General features: G+C 63.5%; 26 protein-coding genes. 10 read left to right on the forward strand and 16 right to left on the reverse strand.

From position 1 onward, the window contains the following. Positions 1–22 precede the first annotated feature (22 nt). The 11 genes from metK to A3OO_RS0110615 all read right to left on the reverse strand — a co-directional run bounded on the left by metK (position 23) and on the right by A3OO_RS0110615 (position 10,170). A complete protein-coding gene (gene metK / locus A3OO_RS0110560) occupies positions 23–1,213 on the reverse strand; it encodes a methionine adenosyltransferase (protein WP_026222883.1) in 1,191 nt (396 codons plus the stop codon). A 127-nt stretch (positions 1,214–1,340) separates the two neighbouring features. Then, complete coding sequence (locus tag A3OO_RS0110565; RefSeq protein WP_040573812.1) at positions 1,341–1,760, reverse strand: helix-turn-helix domain-containing protein; 420 nt, start codon at positions 1,758–1,760, stop codon at positions 1,341–1,343. Between the two features lie 282 nt (positions 1,761–2,042). After that, on the reverse strand, positions 2,043–3,686 hold the full coding sequence (lnt, locus tag A3OO_RS0110570) for an apolipoprotein N-acyltransferase (RefSeq protein WP_018407818.1): 1,644 nt from the start codon (positions 3,684–3,686) through the stop codon (positions 2,043–2,045). Between the two features lie 81 nt (positions 3,687–3,767). After that, positions 3,768–4,715 (reverse strand): hemolysin family protein, encoded by a 948-nt coding sequence (locus A3OO_RS0110575; RefSeq protein ID WP_018407819.1) that lies wholly within the window; start codon positions 4,713–4,715, stop codon positions 3,768–3,770. A gap of 9 nt (positions 4,716–4,724) precedes the next feature. Beyond that, positions 4,725–5,216 carry an rRNA maturation RNase YbeY gene (ybeY, locus tag A3OO_RS0110580; RefSeq protein ID WP_018407820.1) on the reverse strand — a complete coding sequence of 164 codons (492 nt, stop codon included), beginning with the start codon at positions 5,214–5,216 and terminating at the stop codon, positions 4,725–4,727. Between the two features lie 2 nt (positions 5,217–5,218). Then, entirely contained in the window at positions 5,219–6,262 is a 1,044-nt protein-coding gene (locus A3OO_RS0110585) for a PhoH family protein (protein ID WP_018407821.1), read from the reverse strand. Beyond that, positions 6,259–7,680, reverse strand: a complete 1,422-nt coding sequence (miaB, locus tag A3OO_RS0110590) for a tRNA (N6-isopentenyl adenosine(37)-C2)-methylthiotransferase MiaB (protein WP_425338974.1) — start codon at positions 7,678–7,680, stop codon at positions 6,259–6,261. Before miaB ends, A3OO_RS0110585 begins: the two co-directional genes overlap by 4 nt. Before the next feature lie 304 nt (positions 7,681–7,984). Beyond that, positions 7,985–8,473: a GNAT family N-acetyltransferase gene (locus A3OO_RS0110600; RefSeq protein ID WP_026222884.1), complete on the reverse strand. Its 489-nt coding sequence runs from the start codon at positions 8,471–8,473 to the stop codon at positions 7,985–7,987. A gap of 10 nt (positions 8,474–8,483) precedes the next feature. Beyond that, entirely contained in the window at positions 8,484–9,224 is a 741-nt protein-coding gene (tsaB, locus tag A3OO_RS0110605; RefSeq protein ID WP_018407825.1) for a tRNA (adenosine(37)-N6)-threonylcarbamoyltransferase complex dimerization subunit type 1 TsaB, read from the reverse strand. Positions 9,225–9,283: 59 nt separating this feature from the next. Beyond that, complete coding sequence (locus tag A3OO_RS0110610; RefSeq protein ID WP_018407826.1) at positions 9,284–9,841, reverse strand: NifU family protein; 558 nt, start codon at positions 9,839–9,841, stop codon at positions 9,284–9,286. A gap of 83 nt (positions 9,842–9,924) precedes the next feature. After that, the gene (locus A3OO_RS0110615; protein ID WP_018407827.1) at positions 9,925–10,170 is read right to left on the reverse strand and encodes a hypothetical protein; all 246 of its coding nucleotides are present in this window, start codon (positions 10,168–10,170) and stop codon (positions 9,925–9,927) included. A gap of 81 nt (positions 10,171–10,251) precedes the next feature. On the opposite strand from A3OO_RS0110615, the gene A3OO_RS0110620 reads away from it, so the two are divergent. Continuing rightward, on the forward strand, positions 10,252–10,644 hold the full coding sequence (locus tag A3OO_RS0110620) for a nuclear transport factor 2 family protein (protein ID WP_018407828.1): 393 nt from the start codon (positions 10,252–10,254) through the stop codon (positions 10,642–10,644). 29 nt (positions 10,645–10,673) lie between these two features. On the opposite strand, the gene A3OO_RS0110625 is transcribed toward A3OO_RS0110620, so the two are convergent. Further along, positions 10,674–11,504, reverse strand: coding sequence for an RNA methyltransferase (locus A3OO_RS0110625; RefSeq protein WP_018407829.1), 831 nt, complete (start codon positions 11,502–11,504; stop codon positions 10,674–10,676). 148 nt (positions 11,505–11,652) lie between these two features. Here A3OO_RS0110625 and A3OO_RS0110630 point away from each other — a divergent pair, with 148 nt between their 5' ends. Both A3OO_RS0110630 and dksA read left to right on the forward strand, forming a co-directional pair. Next, on the forward strand, positions 11,653–12,864 hold the full coding sequence (locus A3OO_RS0110630) for an NADP-dependent isocitrate dehydrogenase (RefSeq protein ID WP_018407830.1): 1,212 nt from the start codon (positions 11,653–11,655) through the stop codon (positions 12,862–12,864). An 82-nt stretch (positions 12,865–12,946) separates the two neighbouring features. Then, entirely contained in the window at positions 12,947–13,363 is a 417-nt protein-coding gene (gene dksA, locus A3OO_RS0110635) for an RNA polymerase-binding protein DksA (RefSeq protein ID WP_014890379.1), read from the forward strand. A gap of 53 nt (positions 13,364–13,416) precedes the next feature. Here dksA and A3OO_RS0110640 read toward each other — a convergent pair whose 3' ends face one another. Further along, complete coding sequence (locus A3OO_RS0110640) at positions 13,417–14,298, reverse strand: flagellar biosynthetic protein FliO (RefSeq protein WP_018407831.1); 882 nt, start codon at positions 14,296–14,298, stop codon at positions 13,417–13,419. A gap of 252 nt (positions 14,299–14,550) precedes the next feature. Between A3OO_RS0110640 and cckA the strand changes: the two genes are divergently transcribed. Continuing rightward, positions 14,551–17,079, forward strand: a complete 2,529-nt coding sequence (gene cckA / locus A3OO_RS0110645) for a cell cycle histidine kinase CckA (RefSeq protein WP_018407832.1) — start codon at positions 14,551–14,553, stop codon at positions 17,077–17,079. Between the two features lie 32 nt (positions 17,080–17,111). Here cckA and A3OO_RS0110650 read toward each other — a convergent pair whose 3' ends face one another. Then, positions 17,112–18,221 carry a DUF2865 domain-containing protein gene (locus A3OO_RS0110650; RefSeq protein WP_245257148.1) on the reverse strand — a complete coding sequence of 370 codons (1,110 nt, stop codon included), beginning with the start codon at positions 18,219–18,221 and terminating at the stop codon, positions 17,112–17,114. A 441-nt stretch (positions 18,222–18,662) separates the two neighbouring features. Between A3OO_RS0110650 and A3OO_RS0110660 the strand changes: the two genes are divergently transcribed. Then, the gene (locus A3OO_RS0110660; RefSeq protein WP_026222885.1) at positions 18,663–19,181 is read left to right on the forward strand and encodes a CreA family protein; all 519 of its coding nucleotides are present in this window, start codon (positions 18,663–18,665) and stop codon (positions 19,179–19,181) included. A 1-nt stretch (position 19,182) separates the two neighbouring features. On the opposite strand, the gene A3OO_RS0110665 is transcribed toward A3OO_RS0110660, so the two are convergent. Beyond that, positions 19,183–19,515 (reverse strand): hypothetical protein, encoded by a 333-nt coding sequence (locus tag A3OO_RS0110665; protein WP_018407836.1) that lies wholly within the window; start codon positions 19,513–19,515, stop codon positions 19,183–19,185. A 261-nt stretch (positions 19,516–19,776) separates the two neighbouring features. On the opposite strand from A3OO_RS0110665, the gene cysS reads away from it, so the two are divergent. From cysS to cimA, 5 genes are all read left to right on the forward strand, one after another. Then, positions 19,777–21,342, forward strand: coding sequence for a cysteine--tRNA ligase (cysS, locus tag A3OO_RS0110670; protein ID WP_018407837.1), 1,566 nt, complete (start codon positions 19,777–19,779; stop codon positions 21,340–21,342). Between the two features lie 199 nt (positions 21,343–21,541). Then, a complete protein-coding gene (locus A3OO_RS0110675; protein WP_018407838.1) occupies positions 21,542–21,895 on the forward strand; it encodes an endonuclease domain-containing protein in 354 nt (117 codons plus the stop codon). Between the two features lie 191 nt (positions 21,896–22,086). Then, entirely contained in the window at positions 22,087–22,221 is a 135-nt protein-coding gene (locus tag A3OO_RS24565) for a hypothetical protein (protein ID WP_018407839.1), read from the forward strand. Then, entirely contained in the window at positions 22,221–22,730 is a 510-nt protein-coding gene (locus tag A3OO_RS0110685) for a GNAT family N-acetyltransferase (RefSeq protein WP_018407840.1), read from the forward strand. The genes A3OO_RS24565 and A3OO_RS0110685 overlap by 1 nt, the downstream gene beginning before the upstream one ends. Beyond that, the gene (gene cimA / locus A3OO_RS0110690) at positions 22,730–24,379 is read left to right on the forward strand and encodes a citramalate synthase (RefSeq protein WP_018407841.1); all 1,650 of its coding nucleotides are present in this window, start codon (positions 22,730–22,732) and stop codon (positions 24,377–24,379) included. The genes A3OO_RS0110685 and cimA overlap by 1 nt, the downstream gene beginning before the upstream one ends. Here cimA and A3OO_RS0110695 read toward each other — a convergent pair. Continuing rightward, positions 24,363–24,959 carry an LOG family protein gene (locus A3OO_RS0110695; protein ID WP_051080409.1) on the reverse strand — a complete coding sequence of 199 codons (597 nt, stop codon included), beginning with the start codon at positions 24,957–24,959 and terminating at the stop codon, positions 24,363–24,365. The genes cimA and A3OO_RS0110695 overlap by 17 nt on opposite strands. Between the last annotated feature and the right edge of the window lie 107 nt (positions 24,960–25,066).

Raw genomic sequence — 25,066 nt, forward strand, 5'->3', positions numbered from 1 at the left:
CCGCTCGCCGAACCGGCCGAACTTACGCGAAATGCGACTTCAGCTGGTCGACGAGATCGGTCTTTTCCCAGGAGAAGCCGCCGTCCGCGTCAGGCGTCCGGCCGAAATGGCCGTAGGAGGAGGTGCGCGCATAGATCGGCCGATTGAGCTGAAGATGCTCGCGAATCCCCCGCGGCGAAAGGCGAATGAGCTGAGGCAGCAGCTCTTCCACCTTCTCCTCGCACACATGGCCGGTGCCATGCAGATCGACATAGATCGAGAGCGGCTCGGCGACGCCGATCGCGTAGGACAGCTGCAGGGTGCAACGATCGGCGAGCCCGGCCGCGACGACGTTCTTGGCGAGATAGCGGGCGGCGTAAGCGGCCGAACGATCCACCTTGGTCGGATCCTTGCCGGAGAACGCGCCGCCGCCATGCGGCGCAGCGCCGCCATAAGTGTCGACGATGATCTTGCGGCCGGTCAGGCCGGCGTCGCCGTCGGGGCCGCCAATGTAGAATTTGCCGGTCGGGTTGACGTGCCAGACGGTGGTGTTGGTGATCCAGCCATCGGGCAGCGCGCTGCGAATATAGGGCTCGGCGATGCTGCGAATGTCGGCGGGCGACAGGGTCTCGTCGACGTGCTGATGCGACAGCACGATCTGGGTCGCCTCGACGGGCTTGCCGTCGGCGTAGCGAACCGTGACCTGGCTCTTGGCGTCGGGACCGAGGCCTTTTTCCTTGCCGCTATGCCGCGCTTGGGCGAGCAGCTCCAGAATCTTATGCGAATAATAGATCGGCGCCGGCATCAGTTCGGGCGTTTCGCGCACGGCGTAGCCGAACATGATGCCCTGGTCGCCCGCGCCTTCGTCCTTGTTGCCGGCGGCGTCCACGCCCTGCGCAATGTCGACGGACTGCTCGTGCAGCAGCACTTCCACATTGGCGGTGTTCCAGTGGAACCCACGCTGCTCGTAGCCGATGGCGCGAATCGCGCCGCGCGTGATCTCGATGATGCGATCGAAGGGAACATGCGGCCCGCGCACTTCTCCGGCGATGACCACGCGGTTTGTCGTCGCGAGAGTCTCCGCCGCGACGCGAATGGCGTAGGGGTCGATGCCCGCCTTGGGGCCTTCACGGAAAAACTCATCAACGATTTCATCTGAAATACGGTCGCAAACCTTGTCCGGATGGCCTTCGGAAACGGACTCGCTCGTGAAAAGATAATTTTTCCGGGTCACTTCCAAATCTCCGTTGGCTTTGAGGAAAAGTTGCATAACTGCGGAGCAGGGGGAGTCATCTGCCAGCGCCCGTTCGGTGCGTCAAGCCGAAAAGGCCAAATCGTTCGTTTTGGAGAACGACATTCTCTTATTCCCTTGGCGGCTCGGGCTGCTCTGCGAGCGTCGTCACCAGATCCAGCACGCGCTTTCGCACCTTGGGATCGCGGATGCGTGCGAAGGCGCGATTGAGATGCAGGCCTTCCGTCGTCGATAAAAAATCGACGACATATTGCGACGAGGACTCCTCCGCGAATCCGTCGGACGGCGCTGGCGCGCCGCTGGTTGGCGCGCCCTCGAAGAAAAAAGACGGCGGCACGTTCAGAGTCTTCGAAATCTGCTGCAGGCGGCTCGCGCCGATACGGTTGGCGCCCTTCTCGTATTTCTGAACTTGCTGAAAAGTGAGTCCGAGCGCGTCTCCAAGCTTCTCCTGACTCATTTTCATGAGAATTCGCTGCATGCGAACGCGGCTGCCGACGTGACGATCGATCGGGTCTGGCGCCTTCTTCAACGTTACCGCCTCCTGCACAGTTGTAGCCGAATTGTCGTCGGGCGCGCAAGCTACATCGCAGTTAGGTGCATGAATTTCAAGAAGATTTCAGTTAAGCGCGGTGGGGCGGCGATCTTCCCGGCAAGGACAGTCTACATTTCCCGGCTTGCCCGATAGCTGCGCGGCCCGTGGAACCGCAAAAAATGCAAGGTTCAGGGAGCGAGGAAAGCGCTCGGCCAGCATGTAAGCGGCGTCTTTTCGCCGCGGGCGGATCATCGAACGCCCGACGAAGCGGGAGCGAATTTATGGCCGGCGCCTGGCGACGCCGAACAAGGCCATGGCCGTCGCGAGGGCAAGGAGCGCCGGGAACGCCAGCGCGCCGTAAGCGGCGAAGACGGTGGGCGCCGCATCCCTCGGCAGACGCCCGTCGATGAGGCCTTCTTCGCCGAGCGGCAGCGACTGAAGGATGCGTCCGTAGGCGTCGATGATCGCCGAAACGCCGGTATTGGCGACGCGGATCATTGGCAGCCCTTCTTCGATCGCGCGCAGGCGCGCCTGGGCCAGATGCTGATAGGGGCCGGTCGTGCGGCCGAACCATCCGTCATTGGTGACGTTGAGAAACAGCCGGGGGCGATCGGCGGCGTCGCGCTGGATCGTCTCGCCCGAAAAAATCGCTTCGTAGCAGATGAGCGGCGCAACGGGCGGCAGACCGGGGGCCGCAAGAAGGCGCGGACCCGCGCCGCGGTCCCATATGCCGGGAACGAGGTGACTGATTCCAACAGGCCGCAGCAGATCCTCCAGCGGCAGATATTCTCCGAAGGGGACGAGATGAACCTTGTCGTAAAAGGCGACGATCGACTCTCCCTTTAGCGCCTCGATCGAATTGAAGATCTTGCCCGGCCGTCCGTCGCCATCGCTTTCAGCCCGCGCCGCGCCGGTCAAAAGAACGCCGCCCTTGAGCGCGCGGGCGATCGCCGCGAGCGCCTCCGGGTGACGTGAAATGACATAAGGAAACGCCGATTCCGGCCAGACGAGATGGGTGATTTCGGCGAGCCCGGACGGCCGCTCGTTTGTCGCGCGTTCCGAGAGGTCGAGATAGTGACGCAAGATTTTCGCGCCGTTTTCGGGGCGAAATTTCGCATCCTGAGGGAGATTGGGCTGCATCAGGCGCAACGCCACGCCGTCGACATATTCCGTCATATTGGCGCCCAGCCGAAACACGCCATAGGCGAACATCAGCATGGCGAGCGCCGCCGCGGCGAACATCGTCCCGCCGATGCGGCGGGCGCCGCGCTGCGCGCGATCGATCAGCGTCGCAGGCGCGGCGAAAATCACGATCGCGACGATGTCGAGCCCATGCAGGCCGACCAGAGAGGCCGTCTGCGCCATTGGCCCGGCGCTTGTGAGCGCCATGCCGAAATCGTTCCAGGGAAAGCCCGTGAACAGATGCCCGCGCAGCCACTCCGCGGCGCCCAGTCCCGCGGCCAGCGCGAAGACGCGGGCGCCGCCGGGCGACCACAAGAGGCGCGCGAGCGCGAAACCCGCGGCGGGAAAGAGCGCGAGAACCGCCGGCAAACCGAATACGGCGAGCGGCAGCGCCCAGGCGAATTGGTCGGCTTCGACGAGCATCGCGGCGCCCATCCACCAGAGGCCCGCGACGAAATAGCCGAAGCCCAGCCACCAGCCTGCGCCGGCCGCCGAGAGAATCGGCGCAAGGGCGAAGCGCGGCGCGTTCTCGCCGTCGGCCGCGCCGTCGATGAGCCAGACGGCGACGGTGAGCGGCGCAAACATGGCCGGGATGAAATCAAAAGGCGCGAGGGCGAGAGCGCCGGCCGCGCCGGCGCAGAACGCGATCGCGCGGCGCGTCCAGCCGCGGGCGAGGATAATGCGCTGCAAAAGAGTCGGCGCCGACGCGCGCGCGCTGGCGATTTCGGCTATCTGCGCCATCGATCCTCGAACCGCCGCGAATCGGCAGGCCGACTTTACAGCGGATTTAGCAGACAAATTTATGCGCGTGCGAAGGATGTCTCACGCCGGCCGGCGCGAGCGCACGCGCAGCTTGCCGACGCGGCGCGGATCGGCGTCGACGATCTCAAACTCGTGGGAGTCGACCGGCGTCGCGATGATCTCGCCACGCATGGGCACGCGGCCGGCCAGCCACGCGACCAGACCGCCGAGCGTCGTCACCTCGGCGGGCGTGTCTTCAAGTCTGAAGTCGACGCCGAGCCGCGCCGTCACTTCATCAAGATCGGCGCGCCCGTCGATGATGAAATCGCCGTTCTCCAATTCGACGAAGCCCGACTCGTCGATGACGTCATGTTCGTCCTCGATGTCGCCGACGATCATTTCCATGATGTCTTCGATGGTGACGAGGCCGTCGGTGCCGCCATATTCGTCGATGACGAGCGCCAGATGCGTGCGCGTCGCCTGCATACGGATCAAAAGATCCAGCGCCGGCATAGAGCGCGGCACGAAGAGCACCGGCTTGAGCAAATTCGCCTGCGATAGCGGCGTATCGAAGTCGATCTTTCTCGGTTCAACGGTCGTCGCGTCGGCGCCTTGGGGCCGATCGGCGCAGCACGCGATATGATTGACGAAATCGCGGATATGGATCATCCCGCGCGGATCGTCGAGCGTATCGGCGTAAACCGGCAGGCGCGAATGGGCGGCGGTGCGAAACAGCTCCAAGGCTTCGCGCAGCGGCGCGTCCAGCGAGATGGCGACGATGTCGGCGCGGGGGATCATCGCGTCGTCGACGCGCATGTCGTGCAGGCCGAGGACGTTCTTCAAGAGCGCCCGCTCATGCGGGGTCACGTCGCACGCCGACTCTTCAAGCCTGTCCTCGATGTCCTCGCGCACCGAGGCCGGCGCCAGACCGAGCAGCCCGCGCAGCCTGTCGACGAGGCTCAGGCGTGGTCCATCGCCAGTTCGTCTGAATGGAATTGGATCGTCGGCGTTATCGTATGGCGTCGACATGCGCTTTGTTCAATTCGCTCCGCCGGCCGGCCCGTCTGCGTCTTCCGCATAGGGGTCGGGAAATCCAAGAGCCATCGCGATTTTACGCTCCAGCGCTTCCATCCGCTCGGCCTCGGCGGCGGTCTCGTGATCATATCCGATTAGATGCAGAAATCCATGCGCGATCATATGCGCCGTGTGGGCGCGCAAAAGCGTGCCCTGCTCCTCCGCCTCTCTGGCGACGGTTTCGAAGGCGACGATAACGTCGCCAAGCAGAGGCTTGCGCTCGAGCAGGCCAGGCGTCGGAAAAGACAGCACATTCGTGGGCTGATCCTTGCCGCGCCACTCGGCGTTGAGTTCCTGAATCGCCGCGTCGTCGCAAAATGTGACGCTGATTTCACATTCCGGCGCGAGCGTGGCCGCGCTTAGGGCGAGACTCTGACGAACGCATTCTCTCGTCAAATCTTCCAGATCCTCGACGCGCCGCCATGCAGGCGCCGCGACATTCACGTCGATCTCCAAAGTCAGGGGTCCCCGCGCGTCTGCTTGTTGGCGCGCGCGGCGCGCTCATAGGCTCCAACGATTTGCCGAACAAGATCGTGGCGCACCACGTCGCCTTCCGAAAATCTCACGCGGCCGACGACGTCGAGATTGGCGAGCAGGCTTACGGCTTCCGAGAGGCCGGATTTCTGCCCGGGAGGCAGATCGGTCTGCGATGGATCGCCGGTGACGATCATCCGCGAGCCTTCGCCGAGCCGGGTGAGAAACATCTTCATCTGCATCGAGCTGGCGTTCTGCGCCTCATCGAGCAGGATGCAGCTTCGCGTCAGCGTACGGCCGCGCATGAACGCGAGCGGCGCGACTTCGATGAGTCCGGTCTGCATGCCGCGCTCGACCATCCGCGCATCCATGAAATCATGCAGCGCGTCGTAGATCGGGCGGAGATAGGGGTCGACCTTGTCGCGCATGTCGCCGGGCAAAAAGCCGAGACGCTCGCCGGCCTCTACGGCGGGGCGGGACAGAATCAACCGTTCGACCGCGCCTTGCTCCATTAGCTGCACGGCGTGGCCGACCGCGAGCCAGGTCTTGCCCGTGCCCGCAGGACCTTCCGCAAAAACCAGCTCGTAGCGCTTGAGCGCCCGCAAATACTGGTCCTGCGCGGCGTTGCGCGCGCGCACCGACCCGCGTTTGCGGGTCAGGATCTGCTCGAAAGCGCCGCGTGACGGCTCCGAATCCGGAAACAGGCTGCGTTGGCGCGCTGATTCTTCTATGGCGCCGTCGACGTCGCCCAGCGTGATCGTCTGACCCATCGCGACGCGCTCATAAAGCGCCTCCAGCACGCGTCGCGCATGTTCGCAGGCCTCGGACTTGCCTTTGAGCGTGACGTGATTGCCATTGGCGAAGGAGGCGACCCGCAAGCGTCGTTCGATCTTGGCGAGATTCTGGTCGTAGAGGCCGAAAACGAGCGAGGCGTGACGGTTGTTTTCAAAGGCGAGCGTGATTTCCGCTTCCGGGTCAACAGGCTCCGGTCCCCGTGCGGCGAGCAACGGGTCGTCGATGGTCGTCAAGCCTTCGCCTCCTCGCTCATGAGCCGTCCGCTCAAGGAATTCGAGCCCGCCGCGATGATCTTCACTCTGACTTCGCGGCCAACGCACGCCATCGGGCCTTCTACATGCACAGCCTGCATATAGGGAGTCTTGCCCCCAATTTGGCCCTCATGCCGACCGGCTTTTTCAAAGAGCACGTCGAATTCTCGGCCGACCGTCGCCGCGTTGAAGCCTTGCCGCTGCTCTTCAAGCAAAACCTGTAGCGCCGCGAGGCGTTCGCTCTTGACGGTCTCGTCAATTTGATCGTCACGGTCGGCGGCGGGCGTGCCGGGCCGCGGCGAATATTTGAAAGAAAAGCTTGAAGCGAAGCCCACAGCGCGGGCGAGCGCCATCGTCGCCTCGAAATCGGCGTCGCTTTCGCCCGGAAAGCCGACGATGAAATCCGATGACATCGCGACGTCTGGCCGGGCCTTTCGAAGCTGCTCGACGATGGCGAGGTATGCGTCTGCGCCGTGCTTGCGGTTCATGGATTTCAGAATGCGGTCCGAACCCGATTGAACCGGCAGATGCACATAGGGCATGAGCTTTGGATTTGCGCCATGCGCGTCAATAAGCTCCTGCGCCATGTCGACCGGATGACTTGTGGTGTAGCGCAGGCGCGCCAAGCCTTCGATCTGCGCCAGCCGATCGAGAAGCTGCGCAAGGCTTGCCTGCCGGCCGTCGCCATCAGGACCAAGATAAGCGTTGACGTTTTGGCCAATCAGCGTGATCTCGCGCACGCCGGCGTCGACGAGGCGCATCGTCTCGGCGATGATCTCGGCGACGGGACGCGATGCTTCGGCGCCGCGTGTATAGGGCACGACGCAAAACGAGCAGAACTTGTCGCACCCTTCCTGAACGGTGACGAAAGCCGAAACGCCGCGCGCACGAATCTGTGCGCCACTGGGAGCGGGCAGGACGCGAAATTTGTCCTCGACGGCGAAATCCGTGTCCGAGACCCTTGCGCCGTCTTTAGCCTGGCGCAGCAGCTCCGGCAGTCGGTGATAGCTCTGCGGACCGACGACGACATCGACGGCGCGCTGGCGCTTGAGCACCTCTTCGCCTTCAGCCTGGGCGACGCAGCCGGCGACGACGATCTTCATGTCGCGGCCTTGCGCGTTCAGCGCGCGTTTGGCGATCGCAAGCTTACCGAGTTCGGAATAGATTTTTTCGGCGGCCTTTTCGCGAATATGGCATGTGTTGAGAATGACGAGATCGGCGTCTTCTTCGCTCTGGGTCTCGGCGTAGCCCTCGCGGCTGAGCAGGTCGGCCATGCGCGTCGCGTCATAGACGTTCATCTGGCAGCCGTATGACTTGACCAGAACTTTGGAGAGTCGTGCCGCTTCGGACCGCTGAGATTTGGATCGCGCCTCAATCAGTTCTTTGACGTCTGTGACTATTTTTCTGCTCCATCGCTCGCCCCGGCGACTCGGCGCGCCATCCGAGTGGACGCACTATACGACTTTTTTTGCGCCTTAGAGCAGGTTCCGAAAAAGTTGACAGACTTTTTCGATGAGAACCTGCTCCAACATTTTGATTTTGAGCGATTCCTTATCGATCACTTGGGTCCATGCGATCGGGAAACGCTCTACCGCCGCGAGAGACGCCGTGCACTCATATTTTATGAACTGACCCGCCATAGCGCAGGAGCAGCGCACAGCGCGCCTGGGCGACTCATTATAGCCGTCCGCAAGCCGCGCTCGCTCAGATCTCCAGTCGCAGAGCGATCGCCGCGCGCCGTTCGCCGTTAGCACGCTGATAGTAGTTCTCGCGCCTGCCGATCTCTTTGAAGCCCTCGCGTGCGTAGAGCTTCAGCGCGGCCTCATTGTCGTCGGCCACCTCCAGAAAGACAAGCCGGGCGCCGCCACGCTCGAGATGTTCGAGATGTTTTTCAAGAATGCGTCGGCCCAGTCCCGCGCCGCGTCTGCTGGGATCGACGGCGAAAGTGAGGACTTCGGCGTCGGGCGGCGTCAGCCGCGAGAGGATGAACCCCCCAAGCTCGCCTTTCCGGCCCTCGGGGACCGCCCCATCGGCGATGATGTGGGCGTCCGTCAAATAATTTTCAAAGTCGATTTTCGACCAGCCAAAAGCGAAGGACGCCCCATGCAGACGTTCGCAGTCATCGGCGCGCTCCGCCCCGATGGGTTCGATGACGAATGTCGGCTTGGCGAAGAAGGACGAAAGCAGCGTCATGGCGCAAAGCTCACGCCTGCGCCGCAGCGGCGGCGGCGCGCGCGGCCGCATCGCCCAAGCCCACGGCGCCCTTTGGGGCGGTGGGCCGCGCAGCCGGCATCGTGACGTCGGGCTCTTTAAGATAAAGCGGCCGGGCCGGCGCAGTATCAGGCTGTGCGGCAAGGCCGAGACGCGCCACGAGGGCGATATCGGGGGCAGGCCGCTCGCTCGCGATCCTGACCGGTACGCCGCGGGCGCGCGCCTCCTTCGCAAGCAGCGGCGCGCCGGAACCGGTCAGAAGCAGCGGGCCGGTCCCGAGCGCGCGAAGCGCTTCATGCGCGTTGATGCGGCGCGGCGAGAGGAGCGGGCGCCCGTCCGGGCCGAAGGCGGCGATGTAGACCTTGTCATGGCGGGCGTCGATCGCCGCCGCGACCACGCCGTCGAAGGGATCAATGATCAGCGGCGCCGCAAGCGCGGCGAGCGTCGAAACGCCGACAATCTCGGTCTTACAGGCGAGCGCGATCGCCTGACCGGCGGCGAGGCCGATGCGAATGCCGGTAAAAGAGCCTGGTCCGACCGTCACCGCCACCCGGTCGAGCGAAGCGAAACCCCCTTCGACCTTGCTCATGACGCGCTTGATCAGCGGCAGCAGCGCCTCGGCGTGGCCGCGCTCCATCTCAATAGACTCGGCGGCGACCGGCTCCGCCCCGTCGTGGTCCAGCACGCAGGCCGAGACGGCTGGCAGAGCAGTGTCAATCGCAAGGATTCGCATGATTCGTTGATTATGACGGTTTTCGGAGCGCGATCAACGTCGCCTCCGACACGCCGCCCCTACGCCGGCTCGACCGCCTTCACCTGCGGAAGGAAATGCTTGAGCAGGTTCTCGATGCCGTTTCGCAAAGTAGCGGTGGATGACGGGCATCCGGAGCAAGCGCCCTTCATGGCGAGATAGACGACGCCGTCTTTGAAGCCTCGGAAGACGATGTCGCCGCCGTCGCCGGCGACCGCCGGCCGCACGCGCGTCTCGATCAACTCCTTGATCGTGGCGACCGTCTCGGCGTCGGCGGAGTCATAGAACTCCCCGTCGGGCTGCGCTGGCGCCGCGCCTTCCGTCAGGAGCGGCGCGCCGGAGGCGAAATGCTCCATGATCGTGCCAAGAATGGCGGGCTTCAGATGCGGCCATTCGGCGCCGTTCTTCGTCACCGAGACGAAATCCGCGCCATACATCACCGCCTCGACGCCGTCGATGGAGAGCAGCGCCTCGGCGAGCGGCGCGTGGATGGCGTCGTCGCGCGAGCGGAATTCCATGGCGCCTTGGCCCAGAACGTCCTGGCCGGGCAGAAACTTGAGCGTTGCGGGATTAGGGGTAGCTTCAGTCTGGATGAACATCGGAAGACTCCTGCGTCCGGTTCAAGGCCGGCCGGAAGTGCGCGAATATCACAAATCGGGCGCTCTGTGACATCTCGACATGATTACTTAAGCGCTTCGCCGCAGTCTTGCGAGGCTCTTCGCCGCGAGCGCCAGCGCTTGAGCGCGACCCCTGCCCACACCGCCTCGACCAGGCCGAAGGGCCATGCGCCTTGAATGAACCCGTAGACGGACGCCAAAGCGCAGGCGGCGGCGAATCCCAGCACGAACCAATGGCTGCGTTCTTCCATTGAATAAGTCAGCAGCATTGCGCTTACCGCGAAAAGTCCGAACCAGGTCAGCGCATCCATCGAACAATTTCTCTCGCGCCGTCCTGCTCTGGGCCCTGTCTTGCATTTGCCATGCCCAATCGAATCTCGCAGTGTCCCCCGATGGATGAAATCTCGCTGCTCGACGCCAACGCTGCTTATTACCGGGCCTTCGCCGCACGTGACCTTGGCGCTTTGAACGATCTTTGGGCGGAGGAGGGCTGTTCCTGCGTTCACCCAGGATGGCCGGCGCTCGTCGGGCGCATGCCGGTGCTCGCCTCCTACCGCGATATTTTTCGTAACCCGGCGCAGGAAGCGGTCGCGACGCGAGATCCAAAGACGCTCATCGAGGGCGCCGACGGGCGGGTCTTTTGCATCGAGGAGGTCGGCGGCGGGTTGCTGCTCGCGACCAATTGGTTTCGCTGGAACGGGGATCGCTGGCGGCTCGTGCACCATCAGGCGAGCCCGCTCGCGCCGCCGCCCACGCGGCGGGAAGGAAAGCGGTCGCTTCACTAGGACGGTTGTCTCGTCACAGCTGACGAAGCTCAGGAGTCCGCGCCTTCCGCCTGCTTCTTCCGGCTCGTCTTCTTCGGCTCTCGGCGCGGGCCTTCCACCAGCCGCACGACCATGCCCCACAGCGTGCGCACGTCCTGCTGGGTGAGGCCCATGCGGTGGAACATGTTGCGCAGGTTGCGCGACATGACGGGCTTCTTCGTCAGCGGGCGGAAGAAGCCGCGCTTGTCGAGTTCTCCTTCGAGAAAATCGAAGAAAGCGAGGGTCATCTCGCGCGTCGCCGGGGGCGAGCGCTCTTCGATCTCAAAGGGAATGGCGTCGCCATGCGCGGCGCGAAACCATTCATAGCCCGTGAGCAGCACCGCCTGCGCGAGATTGAGCGAAGCGTAGGCGGGATTGACCGGAAAGGTGAGGATGGCGTCGGCGAGCGCGACGTCGTCATTGTCGAGGCCGGTGCGCTCGGGCCCGAACAGCACGCCATGTTTCTCGCCCGCCGTCATGCGCGCCGCCGTGCTTGGCATGGCCTGGGCGGGCGTCAGCACCGGCTTCATCTGGCCGCGTCCGCGCGCCGTGGCGGCGTAGACGAAGGAGAGATCCTCGATCGCGTCGCGAACGCTCTCGTAAAGTTTCGCGCTTTCGAGGAGATGCACGGCGCCGGCGGCGGCCGCATAGGCGCCCTTGCGATAGGCGCCGGTGCGCGGCCAGCCTTCACGCGGCGAGACGAGGCGCAAATCGGAGAGGCCGAAGTTGGCCATGGCGCGGGCGCACATGCCGATGTTGACGGCGAGCTGCGGACGCACGAGCACAATCGCCGGCCCCCCGGAAAGGTCCGTCTTGCTGCGATCCGTCCCGGCCCCGACCAATTTGCCCCCTCGCCCCAAAGCGGCCGGCAAATTAGGGCGGAAAGTGTGCGGGGGGAAGGGCGCTTCGACGCTTACCCGAAGGCCCGTGGATTGCTACCCAAAACCTTTAGCGGAGGCTATAAGGCGCGCGGCACAGAGGAGCGGATGCATGCGGAAGATAAAGGTTGCGAATCCTGTCGTCGAACTCGACGGCGACGAAATGACCCGCATCATCTGGGCCGCCATTAAAGAAAAGCTCGTTCGTCCGTATCTCGACATCGATCTCCTTTATTACGATCTCTCGATCCAAAATCGCGACGCCACGAATGATCAGGTGACGGTCGACGCGGCCTACGCCATCAAGGAGCATGGCGTTGGGGTGAAATGCGCGACGATCACGCCCGATGAGGCGCGCGTGAAGGAATTCCAGCTCAAGGAGATGTGGAAATCGCCGAACGGCACGATCCGCAACATTTTGGGCGGCGTCATCTTCCGCGAGCCGATCATCTGCAGGAACGTGCCGCGATTGGTGCCGGGATGGACGCAGCCGATCATCGTGGGGCGCCATGCATTCGGCGATCAGTATAAGGCCACTGACTTCAAAGTGCCGGGCAAGGGTCGCCTGACGATCAAATTCGAAGGCGTCGACGGCGACGTTATCGAGAAGGAAGTCTTCAACTTTCCTGGCTCCGGCGTCGCGCTGGCGATGTACAATCTTGACGAGTCAATCAGCGAATTCGCGCGCGCGACGTTCAACTACGGGCTCACGCGCAGATATCCGGTCTATCTCTCGACCAAGAACACGATCCTGAAAGCCTATGACGGCCGTTTCAAAGATCTGTTCCAGGAGATTTACGACGCCGAGTTCAAATCGAAATTCCAGGGGCTCGGCCTCACCTACGAGCATCGTCTGATCGACGATATGGTCGCCTCGGCGCTCAAATGGTCGGGGGGCTACATCTGGGCGTGCAAGAATTACGACGGCGACGTGCAGTCAGACACCGTTGCGCAGGGCTTCGGTTCGCTCGGCCTGATGACGAGCGTGCTCATGACGCCCGACGGCAAGACCGTCGAGGCCGAAGCCGCTCACGGCACGGTCACGCGCCACTATCGTGAGCATCAGAAGGGGCACGAGACCTCGACGAATTCGATCGCTTCGATTTTTGCCTGGACGCGTGCGCTCGCGCATCGCGGCAAGCTCGATGGGAACGAGGATCTGGTCCGTTTTGCCCGCACGCTCGAAGAAGTGTGCGTCGCGACCGTCGAGTCGGGCTTCATGACCAAGGATCTGGCCTTGCTTGTCGGCTGCAATCAGAAATGGCTGTCGACGACAGGCTTCCTGGACAAGATCGACGAAAATCTGCGCAGAGCCATGGAGTGAGCGGCGGCGCGGGGAATGATTGTATGTGGCGCCCGTCGCGGCTATATAGGCGTCGCCTATAGGCCAATTAAGGATTCGCGAGATGGCGGTGGATCTGGAAGAAACGTATAAGCCTTCCGAAGACGAACCCTTCATGTGCGATCGGCAGCGCGAATATTTCCGGCGCAAACTGCTGGCTTGGAAGGAGGACATTCTGCAAGAGAGTCGCGAAACGCTGGCCACTCTGCAGAATGAAAACGAAAACCATCCTGATCTTGCAGATCGCGCGTCGTCCGAAACCGATCGCGCCATCGAACTGCGCGCGCGCGACCGGCAGCGCAAGCTCATCGCCAAAATCGACGCGGCGCTGACGCGCCTCGACGACGGCAGTTACGGCTATTGCGAGGAAACTGGGGAGCCGATCTCCCTCAAGCGCCTCGACGCCCGTCCGATCGCGACACTGTCGATTGAGGCGCAGGAGCGTCACGAACGGCGCGAAAAAGTATATCGAGACGATTAGTCCGAAACCTTCGGGGGAAAAGTGAAGGGCGTCGCCGCTGGCGACGCCCTTTTTCATTCCTTCTGATCCGAGCGGCCGAGCAGCCGCGCCATCTCCGCCTCAAGCGAGTCCAGCGGATCCACGTCGGCCGGAGCCGCCGGCGGCGGGGGAGGCGGCGGCGCTGCGGGCTTGGGCGGCGGCGGGGGCGCAGGCGGAGGCGCTGCAGGCCTCGCGGCGGCCGGCGGCGGAGCGGGAGGCGGCGGCGGCGCTGCAGGCCTTGGCGCCGGCGGGGGTTCTGCCGGCCTCGGAGGAGCCACAGGGGGCGGAGGCGGCGGCGCCGGGGCCGCTGCTTCAGGCGCCGGCGCGGGCTTAGGCGCCAGCCGCTGCTGAGCGCGCGCGAGGAAAGGCGGCGTCGGCGAGCGGGGCGGAGCCGGGCGCTGCGGCTGGGCGGCCGGACTTGAAACTCTTGGTCCGGCCGGCGGTGGCGGAGGAGGCGGCGGCGCTGCAGGCCGCGTGGGCGCCGGCGCGAAGAGGTCGGGCGGCAGATTGACGGCGCCCGCCGCGGCGGGTTTCGGCAGCGGCGCTTCTAGCTCTCGAGGCGGAGCCGAGGGCTCGGCAGGCCAGTTCGCGGCGGCCGGCGCTCCGGGGCGCTGCTCGGGTCCGCGGCTGACAGCGCCTTCGAGCCGGTTGATCGTCGCTTCGACGAGGATGTCGTTCGGGCCGCCGATCAGGAGCAGATGTTCGATATTGTCGCGCCGCACAATGACGAGCTGGCGCTCGCGGTCGAGGTCATAGACATCGACAACGTCCAGCCGGCGCGCGCGATTGCGGCCTCCGGGCGAACGGAGGCGGCGTCCGAACAACAGACGGAAAATATAAAGCAGCAGCACCGCAGCGACGAGGAACGCAACGAGCGCCGCGAGCGCCGGCAGCAGTTGAGTGAATTTATCGGGCATGAACGGCTAGTCTCTCGTTCGAACGCGCGTGAACCTTGCCAAATTAACAGCTTTCATGGCAAGCGCCGAAAAAAGGTTAATGAATGGTTAATGTTTGATGAATCAGCGCCCTTCCGACGTCCGGCGTTGCTATTATTGGCGTTCACAGCCATTGTTTTAGATGATTCTGTAAGCGTCGGCAGAGTAATAATCGGCGCGCCGGCGTCAGCATGGCCGTCGCGATCGGCGATTTATGACGCGGGTGGTTAAGAAATGAGCGACAGGACCGAAGCGGCCGCCCTGGGACGCAGCGAGCGGCCCGCGAATATTGGATTGACGCTCGCCCTCGTCATCGCGTTGGTCGCAGGCGTCGCCGCCTATTACCTGACGCCTTCGGACCTCGCGCCGCGCGTCACCATTTTGGCGCTCGCTGTTTTCGGCGTCGCCGGAATCTTTTTTCTCTTCGCCTATGCGGTCGGATTGATTCACTTCTCCGGCCGAGTCGCGGGCAACGACGTGACGAAATTCATCGCCGACACATCCGGCGAAGGGCTGCTCGTCACCAGAGGCGATGTGCGCATCGTATACGCCAACGAAGCCTATACGGCGATGTGCGACGCGAAGGACGCTTCCGGCGTTCAGCTGGTCGAGCGGCTGTTCTCAGGGCCGCCCGAGGTCTCGGAGGCGATCTATAGACTGGTCCAGGCGGCGCGCGGCGGCGTTTCGCATAGCGAAGATCTGCGGCTTTCGCCGCCGCTGTCGGGGCAGGGCGCAGTCGGCTGGTACCGAATCCGCGTTCGGCCGCTGCCGACGACGTCGGGCGGGCGCTTGTGTCTATGGGCGGTGGCCGACGTGACGGCCGATCGACAGCGGCAGGAGAACGTCTTCCAGGAGCTCCAGCACGCGATCGATTTTCTTGATCATGCGCCGGCGGGGTTTTTTTCCGCGAGTCCGGACGGCGCCGTCTCTTATATGAACAAAACGCTCGCCGGATGGCTGGGCTACGATCTCACGCAGGTCGGATCTGGCGGCGCGACGCTGTCCTCCATCGTCGCCCATAGCGGCGCGGCGCTTCTCGCCGCGATGTCGGGCGCGCCTGGCGACGTGCGCACTGAGCAGATCGACCTCGACCTGCGATGCCGCAACGGCAAGTCGCTGCCCGTCAGGCTGCTGCACCAGGTCGCGTTCGGTCAGGACGGCGAATCCGGCGCCTCGCGCACCCTGGTGCTCAACCGCGCCTCTGGCGAACAGCCGGAAGAGAATTTGCGCGCGGCCGAGGTGCGTTTCGCGCGCTTCTTCAACTCGACGCCGATGGCGATGGCGACGCTGGACGGCGAGGGCCGCGTGCTGACATCGAACGCGGCCTTCGCGAAATTGTTGCCGCAGGCGCTGAAGTCGGGCCAGGGACAAGCCGCGGCGCCATGGTCGGTTCTGACGGGGCTCGGCGAACGCGACGGCGCCGCCCTGCGCGCCGCGATCGAAGACGCAATCGAAGGCAAAGGCGAAGTGCGGCCGATCAATGTCGTTTTCGAGGAAGACGCCGCCGGCGCGGCGACGCGTTCGGCGCGTTTCTTCGTCTCTTCCGCCGAGGACGCCGGCAAGAAGGGCGCGATGGTCTATGCGCTTGACACGACCGAGCAGCGCAAGCTGCAGGAGGAGTTCGCGCAGTCACAGAAGATGAATGCGGTCGGCCAGCTCGCCGGCGGCATCGCGCATGACTTCAACAATATGCTGACGGCGATCATCGGCTATTCGGATCTGCTGCTCTCCAGCCACCGGCCGACCGACCCCGCCTTCCGCGACATTCGCCAGATCAAGGAAACCGCCAATCGCGCGGCAGGCCTGACGCGGCAGCTGCTCGCCTTCTCTCGGCGTCAGACGCTGCGTCCGCAAGTTCTGCAGCTCGGCGACGCGCTCTCCGAAGTGCAGAATCTGCTGCGCCGCGTCGTCGGCGAAAAGAACGAGCTGGAACTGCGTCTTGGCCGCGATCTCTGGTTCGTAAAGGCCGACATCACCCAGTTCGAACAGGTGATCATCAATCTCGTCGTCAACGCGCGCGACGCCATGCTGGAGTCAGGCGGACGGGTGCAGATCCGCACGCGCAATGTCGCCGCCTCGGAATGCGCCGCCTTTAATGAGGCGGCGCTCCCCGCGGCGGATTATGTGCTGGTCGAGGTTGAGGACTCGGGCAGCGGCATTCCCGCCGATGTGAAAGAAAAGATCTTCGAACCCTTCTTCACGACGAAGGAAGTCGGCAAAGGCACGGGCCTCGGCCTTTCGACGGTGTTCGGCATCGTCAAGCAGTCGGGCGGCTTCATCTCCGTCGACAGCGAGATCGGGCGCGGCGCGGTTTTCCGCATTTTCCTGCCGCGCTACGTGCCGGAGGAGAAGGAGACGTCGCAGAAGGCCGATACGCCCAAGGTCGCTGCGGACTACACAGGACAGGGCGTGGTTCTCCTCGTCGAAGACGAGGATTCGGTGCGCTCGATCGGCGCACGGGCCTTGAGTTCGCGCGGCTTCACGGTGCTCGAAGCCGCGACGGGCATGGAGGCGCTCGAGGTCGTCGAGCGCGTCGACGGCAAGATCGATCTCATCGTCTCCGACGTGGTGATGCCGGAGATGGACGGCCCCGCGATGTTCGCCGAACTGCGCAAGCGCGGCGTCGCGGCGAAGGTGATCTTCGTTTCCGGCTATGCCGAAGAGGCCTTCGCCAAAAACCTTCCCGAGGGCGACTTTGGTTTTCTGGCGAAGCCGTTCTCGATCAAACAGCTGATCGAGACGGTCAAGGCGCATATGCCCTGACGCGGCGGAGAACTAAAGCGAGGGGATGAGGCTCACAACGCCGGCGCGACGACCCGCATGCGGCGCTTGATCCCATCAGGTCCGATGACTTCGCGATAGGTTTCCGGCGCAGCGGCCGCGCCATCCGCGGCGCTGGGCTGCGCCTGCGCCGCGGGTTCTGGCGTCTTCGTCGGCTCTGGCGTCGCCGCGGCGCCTTTCGCTTTCCGACCGCGCGCAACGCCGGGCGGCAGCGCGCGCGACAATTGCTCGGCCTGCTCCGCGGTGACGACCTGATCCTTTGCGTGGCGCTCGGCGATGAGTCGCTCGGCTTCGACGAGCGCCTCGGCCCACGACTGCCCCGGCGGCTTGCAGCCGCAGGACGGATCATAGGTTGTCTCGAATTTATGGGCGTTGGGATGGTCCGAATAAGCTTCGCCGTCGATCGAAAGGGCGGAACTGAGCACCTTCGATTGCGACGCCGTATAGAGTTTCACCTCGGCGTTGGGACACAGCGCCCGGCACATCGTCGCGAGATCGTCGAGATTGGAGCTGCGCGCCGAATAGGTGATGGGGAAAAACCCGCCGTCGCAGGCGCGCACGCAGATCGCCATTGGACCCCCGCGCGGCTTCCCGTCTGAAGGTTCCTGATCCGGGTCTGGACCGACGGGCATGTCGCGCGCGCCCGGACTTTCATCGGGCGCGACGCCAAACAGCTCTTCAAAGAAATTGCGCGGTCGTGCAACGCGCGCTTGCGCCGCCTGAGGATTGCGGCATTCAGCCTCATAACGCGCGGCAAGCGCCTGACGCTGGCCGCCGTCGTCGGCGCTCGCCCGTTCATAGCTGGCGATAGCGCCAGAGAGTTGGTTGAGCTGCGCGTTGATTTGACTGCACTGAGGCGGCGGCGGATCGCCGAAGAACAGGAATTGGCCGCGATCGCAGCCGAGTGCGCGAGCTTTCGCCGAGACGCGGGCATAGTCGCCGCGCTGCTTGGCGGCCGCGGCCTGGAATCTCCCCGCGCTGCCGCCGGCGCTGGCGCGGGCGATCTGCGCGCGCAACTCCGTACAATAGGGACTTTCCCCTGCTGCCGGCGAAACGGCGAGGAGGCCGAACGCGACGCCGGCGGCGACCGCCAGTTTCGTCCGCCTGAAGGCGCATCTCGTCAAAAAGGGCTTTATGGTCGCGGCCTCATTGAAGTTTTTGGCTCTCTTCACACTCTGGGTAAGAAGCCGAGAAACGCTTGCGCGATCGCTTGGCGACTGATGTTCCGGCGCGCGTCGCTTGCGACGAATCGCGCCATTTTCACCAATCCGGGCCGCGGATCAAACGTCGCTCGATTAATCGCGCCCATCATGTCGGCAACAAGGCGCCGGACGACGCCGTCAGCCCCATTGCGCGCGCCGAATTTTTTGCCTCGCCCAGGGCCGAAGCCCTTCCCTTGCCGCGCGGCTTCGCCCATATCGGCAACGGCGTCGCTAGAGCGCCGCTCGCGGAAAAGCGGAATTGGGTTTTTCGCACAGAGCGCGCTCTAAGCTTTCGAGATTGATCATGATATCCGCCTCTGGGCGATTCCGTCCAAAGGCAGCGTGATCCAGGAGGTTGCCGATATGAAGCGTTCCAAATTGCTGGCTCTGATTTCGACGGCCTTTCTTTGTTTCGGCGCCGCGCCGGCCTTTGCGCAGAGTGGGCCGGATCTCATTTTCCGCAAATCGGTGGATTTCAAGCTCCTCACCCCGAACGACAAGCTCGCGACCTACGGAATCGACGACCCGGTGATCGACGGCGTCGTCTGCTACTATACGGCGCATGAAAAAGGCGGCGTCGCCGGCATGTTCGGCGTGGCGGAGCAGTCGTCGGAGGTTTCGCTCGCCTGTCGGCAATATGCCCCGATCAAATTCAAGGAGAAGTTCGGCCAGGGCGATACGGCGTTCAGCGAGCGGCGGTCGCTGCTGTTCAAGCGCATGCATATCGTTCGCGGCTGCGACGCCAAGCGTAATGTGCTGATCTATATGGTTTATTCCGACAAGCTCGTCGAAGGCTCGCCCGAAAGCTCGACCTCGACCCTCGCCATTCAGCCCTGGGCCGGCCAGAACGAAGTCCCGCAATGCGGGGACTTTCTGCGCTGACCTAATCGACGCAGGCGACGACCGCGGCGTCCGGCTCGATCGAGGCGCGCGCCGCGCTTACGTCGATCGAGGCGGTCACATCGTCGGCGCGGCCAAAAGCTCTGGCCGCGCCATGGCCATGCGCCGCACACCAGGAGTCGGCGACGATCTTGCCGCAATCGGCCTTACGCGTGAGGCATTCCGTCAGGCCGTAGCCCTCCTGATCGGCGATAACATAGGCGCCGACCGCGCTCGCTTCGGCCCGTGCGGCGCAGGCGTAGCCGACGCCGATCCACATTCCTGCAAGTAGCGACGCAAACGCGCGCCGCCCGAACGGCGCCTCATATTTCCACATGACGAACTAGCCCCACGCGACCCCGACAGCCTGCCGCAGACCTAGCGCATAGCGGTAAAACCCGAGTTAAATCGGCGGCCGCTCGGCAGAGGCTCGCGCTTGACGCGGCGGCGCGCTTTAGCGCATGGTCGCCGCCATGACGCTTCGGCTCACCATTTGTCGGAAGACCATCATCAGCTAGCGATCACGCTGGCCGGAGCCGTCACGTCTCTCCAAACGACATGAAGCGACGCCCCGGCCGGCGGCCTTGCGGGGAAATTCATGTCGACGCCTGCGCTGAAAATTTACAATACGCTGAGCCGGACGAAGGAGGAATTCCGTCCGATCGATCCCGCGCATGTGCGCATGTATGTCTGCGGACCGACGGTCTACGACTACGCGCATATCGGCAACGCCCGGCCGCTCATCGTTTTCGACGTGTTGTTTCGCTTGTTGCGCCACCTCTACGGCGCCGAGCATGTCACATACGTCCGCAACATCACCGACGTCGACGACAAGATCAACGCGCGCGCCGCGGAGCGCGGAATTTCCATTCGCGATCTGACGGAAGAGACCAACAAGGTTTTCCAGCAGGACGTGAAGGCGCTCGGCTGTCTCGAGCCGACGATGCAGCCGCGCGCGACCGAGCATATCGCGCAGATGATCGCGATCATTGAACGCCTGATCGCCGCCGGCCACGCCTATGCGGCCGATGGCCATGTGCTGTTCGACGTGCCGTCCATGCAAAATTACGGACGCCTGTCGCGGCGCTCGCTCGATGAAATGTTGGCCGGCGCGCGCGTCGACGTCGCGCCTTATAAGCGCGGCGACATGGATTTCGTGCTGTGGAAGCCCTCAAAGGAGAACGAGCCCGGTTGGGACAGCCCATGGGGCAGGGGGCGTCCCGGCTGGCATATCGAATGTTCGGCGATGTCCTGGGCGCATCTTGGCGAAACCTTCGACATTCACGGCGGCGGCATCGACCTCGTCTTCCCGCATCACGAAAACGAGATCGCGCAAAGCTGCTGCGCCTTCGGGCAAGATGTAATGGCGAATTACTGGATGCATAACGGCTTCCTGCAGGTCGAGGGCGAGAAAATGTCCAAGAGCCTGGGGAATTTCGTGACGATCCACGAGCTACTGCATACAGAGAAGTTTGGCGGCAGAGGCTGGCACGGTCCAGTGTTGAGATTCGCGATGCTGCGCACGCATTATCGCCAGCCGATCGATTGGACGGTGAAGGCGCTAGAGGAGGCGCACGCAGAGCTCCAAGAGTGGACGAATTTGCTCGCAAATCGTGCTGCTGAAGCAGAATATCGTGTACATGCGAGCCTGCTACAGCCTAACGAAAAAGTAATGGCTGCTCTTTGCGACGATCTGAACACTCCCCAAGCAATTAGCGAATTGAGAGCGCTTGCTCGATCAAAGGTCCATGAGGATCAAGTGTCACTCTTGGATACCTGTATATTCTTGGGGATCGTGAATCCAGAAAGAATGTTCATTCTAAACCCTTACCACGTGGGGGAGAGCGTTCTTGCGTCAAGTGATGTGATGCGACGGCTCGATGAGCTTCAAATTGCTTTCGCGAACAACAACGAAGAACGCCAGAGAGCGATAACTGAGGAATTAAAGGAACAAGGGGTTGAAGCCGACGTCAGGCATACCGGATCGGTCAGTTACAAAATATGTGGTACAGACAAGGTCGGGGAATTAATTCATCTACGCAACGCCGCCCGCGCTACAAAAAACTGGGCCGAGTCCGATCGCATCCGCGACGAACTCGCCGCTATGGGCATCGCCCTCAAGGACAATAAGGACGGCACGACGACCTGGGAGGTGAAGCGGTGAGCGCTCTTTCCCCCACCCGTCGCGCTTCGCGCGCCACCCTCCCCGCAGGGGGGAGGGATAGGAACGGCGCGACTCGGCGTAGCGATCACGCGCTCATGCGAGGCATTTTGCATGAAGTTTTGCGTTTCGTTGATGCAGGCCCATCCCTCCCCTTGACGGGGAGGGTGGTTCGCGAAGCGAACCGGGTGGGGTGACGGACATGGCCAACCCGCGCGCGCGCGAACTGCGCAAGAACATGACGCCGCAAGAGGTGAAGCTCTGGTCGCAATTGCGCCTGCTGCGTCCGCAGGGATTTCATTTTCGTCGCCAGGTTTCGCTTGAAGGGTATGTGCTCGATTTCGTGTGCTACAAATATCGCTTGATCATTGAAGCTGACGGTTCACAGCACGGCGAAGCTGACGGGCGCCGTCATGACGCTAGGCGCGACGCGATTTTTCGAGCGAACGGCTTTCATGTGCTGCGCTTCTGGAATCACGAGATCGACGCCAACCTGATCGGCGTCGTGGAGACCATCGTCGCCCGAGCGAAGGAACATTTGCGGGCGGCGTCGTGAGAAGCGCTGACGTCTCCCCCACCCGGCGCGCTTCGCGCGCCACCCTCCGCGCAAGGGGGAGGGATCAGAACGGCGCGGCTCGGCGTAACGATGGAACGCTTACGCAAGGCGAGATTTGTGATTTCTTGCGTTTCGAGCATGCAAGGGTGGTTCGCGAAGCGAACCGGGTGGTGAACAGAAGGGGATATCCTATGTCCAATGATGACTGGAAAAAGACGCTTCCCTTCAAGCGCCACTGGGCGCTCTATCTCGCCTTCAAGCTGATCGTGCTGGCGCTCGCGGCCTTCATCGCGTGGCATCTGCTGCGCGCGTTCGAGATCATGTGATGGCGCGCAGCGCGCAAACGCCCGGTCTGCGGCCGTTTCTTGCCACAGACGCCGCGACGCTCGCGGCGCTTTTTCGCGCCAGCGTCGAGGCGCTTGCCGCCGATGACTATGACGATGCGCAGCGCGAGGCTTGGGCGTCCGCGGCTGACGACGAAGCGGCCTTCGCGTCGCACCTCGCGGATGCGCTGACCATCGTTGCGCTTGTCGACGGAAACATCGCCGGCTTCGCTGCGCTGCGCGACAACAAGATATTCGACATGCTCTATGTGCGGCCCGACATGGCGCGCAAGGGCGTCGGGTCGGCGCTGGCGGAGGCGATTGAAAAACTCGCGGCCGCGCGCGGCACGACACTGCTGACGGTCGAGGCTTCCGACGCGGCGCAGGACTTTTTCGCGGCCCGCGGCTATGTAGCCACGACGCGCAATATGAAAACAATCGCCGGCCAATGGCTCGGCAATACCACGATGACCAAGGAGTTGGCGGTCCAGGCCGCCGGGAGAGCGCACTGATGGCCAAGGAATGGGCCAAGGATTCGGCCAAGGAACGGCTGACGCTATACGACACGACGCTGCGCGACGGCGCGCAGACGACGGGCGTCGATTTTTCGCTCGACGACAAGCGTCAGATCGCCGCCATGCTGGACGAGATCGGAATCGACTATATCGAAGGCGGCTATCCTGGCGCCAATCCGCTCGACACGGAGTTTTTTGCGCAGCGTCCGAAACTGCGCGCGCGCTTCGCCGCCTTCGGCATGACGCGGCGTCAGGGCCGCTCGGTCGAGAATGATCCGGGCGTCGTGGCGCTGCTCGACAGCAGCGCCGACGTCGTCACCTTCGTCGCCAAGAGCTGGGACTTTCAGGTCCGCGTCGCCTTACGCTCAACGGAAGAGGACAATCTCGCAAGCGTGACGCAGTCCGTAAACGCCGCCGTCGCGCGCGGCAAGGAAGTCGCCGTCGATTGCGAGCATTTCTTTGATGGCTTCAAGGCGAATCCGGACTATGCGCTGGCGTGCGCCAAGGCCGCCTATGACGCGGACGCGCGCTGGGTGGTCCTCTGCGACACCAATGGCGGCACGCTGCCGCACGAGGTCGAGCGCATCGTCGCGGAGGTCGTCAAGCAGATTCCAGGAGACCGCGTCGGCGTGCATTGCCACGACGACACGGGACAGGCGGTGGCGAATTCGCTTGCCGCCGTGCGCGCCGGCGCGCGGCAGATCCAGGGCACGCTCAACGGTCTTGGCGAACGCTGCGGCAACGCCAATCTTACGACGATCATCCCGACGTTGTTGCTGAAAGGCGAATTTTCCAAGCGCTTCGAGATCGGCGTGACGCAGGAGAAGCTGACGCATCTGACGCGCGTCAGCCATGCGCTCGATGAGCTTCTCAACCGCGCGCCCAACCGCCATGCGCCCTATGTCGGCGCCAGCGCCTTTGCGACCAAGGCCGGCATTCACGCCTCGGCGGTGCTGACCGATCCGCGCACTTACGAACATGTCACGCCGGAATCGGTCGGAAATGTGCGGCGCGTCCTCGTGTCCGATCAGGCGGGGCGCTCGAACATCGCGGCCGAGCTTGGCCGATTGGGCGTCGTCCTCGACAAGGACGATCCGCGTCTGGCGCGGCTTCTCGATGAGGTGAAGGAGAAGGAAGCGCAAGGCTACGCCTATGAGGGCGCCGACGCCTCATTCTTTCTTCTGGCGAAGCGCGTGCTTGGCGAGGCGCCGCATTTCTTCGACATTGAACGCTACAGCGTCGCGGTCGATCGGCGCTTCGCCAGGAATGGCGGCTTCGAGGACCAGGGCGCCGAGGCGATCGTCAAGATCAATGTCGATGGCGAGAGCCGCATTTCGGCCGCCGAAGGCAACGGCCCCGTCAACGCCCTCGATCTCGCGCTGCGCAAGGATCTCGGCGCCTATCAACGCTTCATCGACGACGTTCGGCTCGTCGATTATCGAGTCCGCGTGTTCCAAGGCGGCACCGACGCGGTCACGCGCGTTCTCGTCGAATGCGCCGACGGCGAGGGCGGGCGATGGTCGACGGTCGGCGTTTCGGCCAATGTCATCGACGCGTCCTTCGAGGCGCTCGTCGACGCGATCAACTACAAGCTGCTGGTGTCGGTCGAGCGCAACGACCGTCAGACCGCTACAGCCGTTCGGTGATCGCTGTCTCGCTGATGTCTGGAGAATGGCGAACCGCCGCGAAAATCATCGGCAGAATGTCTTCGATGCGTTCGGCCACGAGATAGCGCACGTTATCGACTTCCCCGAAGAACTCCTCGTTCCGCATATGCGCGAAAAGCGACAGCAGCGGACGCCAGAAGCCGCCGATGTCGGCGATGACCAGAGGCTTGGTGTGACGGCCGAGCTGAATCCAGGTCAGCTGCTCGGTCAGCTCCTCCAAAGTGCCGACGCCGCCAGGCAGCGCGATGAAGGCGTCGGATCGTTCGAACATCAGGCGCTTACGCGTGTGCATGTCGTCGACGACGACGAGTTCCGTCGCGCCCGTGAAGGGAATCTCCCGTCGGTCCAGGAACTCGGGAATGATCCCGGTGACAACGCCGCCGGCGGCGACCGTGGCCTTCGCCAGAACGCCCATTAAGCCAATGGCGCCGCCGCCATAAACGAGGCCGACTCCGGCGCGTGCAAGGGCCGCGCCCAGCGCGCGCGCCGCCGCTGTGTAACGCGGATCGGCGCCGATCGAGGAGCCGCAATAGACGCAAACGTTCTTAATTTCTCGCATGTGCATTCTCTTGCAGCGCTATCGCCGCGCTGCGGCTTGGGGTGCGCATTCCTTCTAAAACTCATATATGACGCAAAACGCGACGGCGGCCCATTCAATCGGAGACC

The sequence above is a fragment of the Methylocystis rosea SV97 genome, from assembly GCF_000372845.1.
In the GTDB taxonomy this organism is placed as follows: Bacteria; Pseudomonadota; Alphaproteobacteria; order Rhizobiales; family Beijerinckiaceae; genus Methylocystis; species Methylocystis rosea.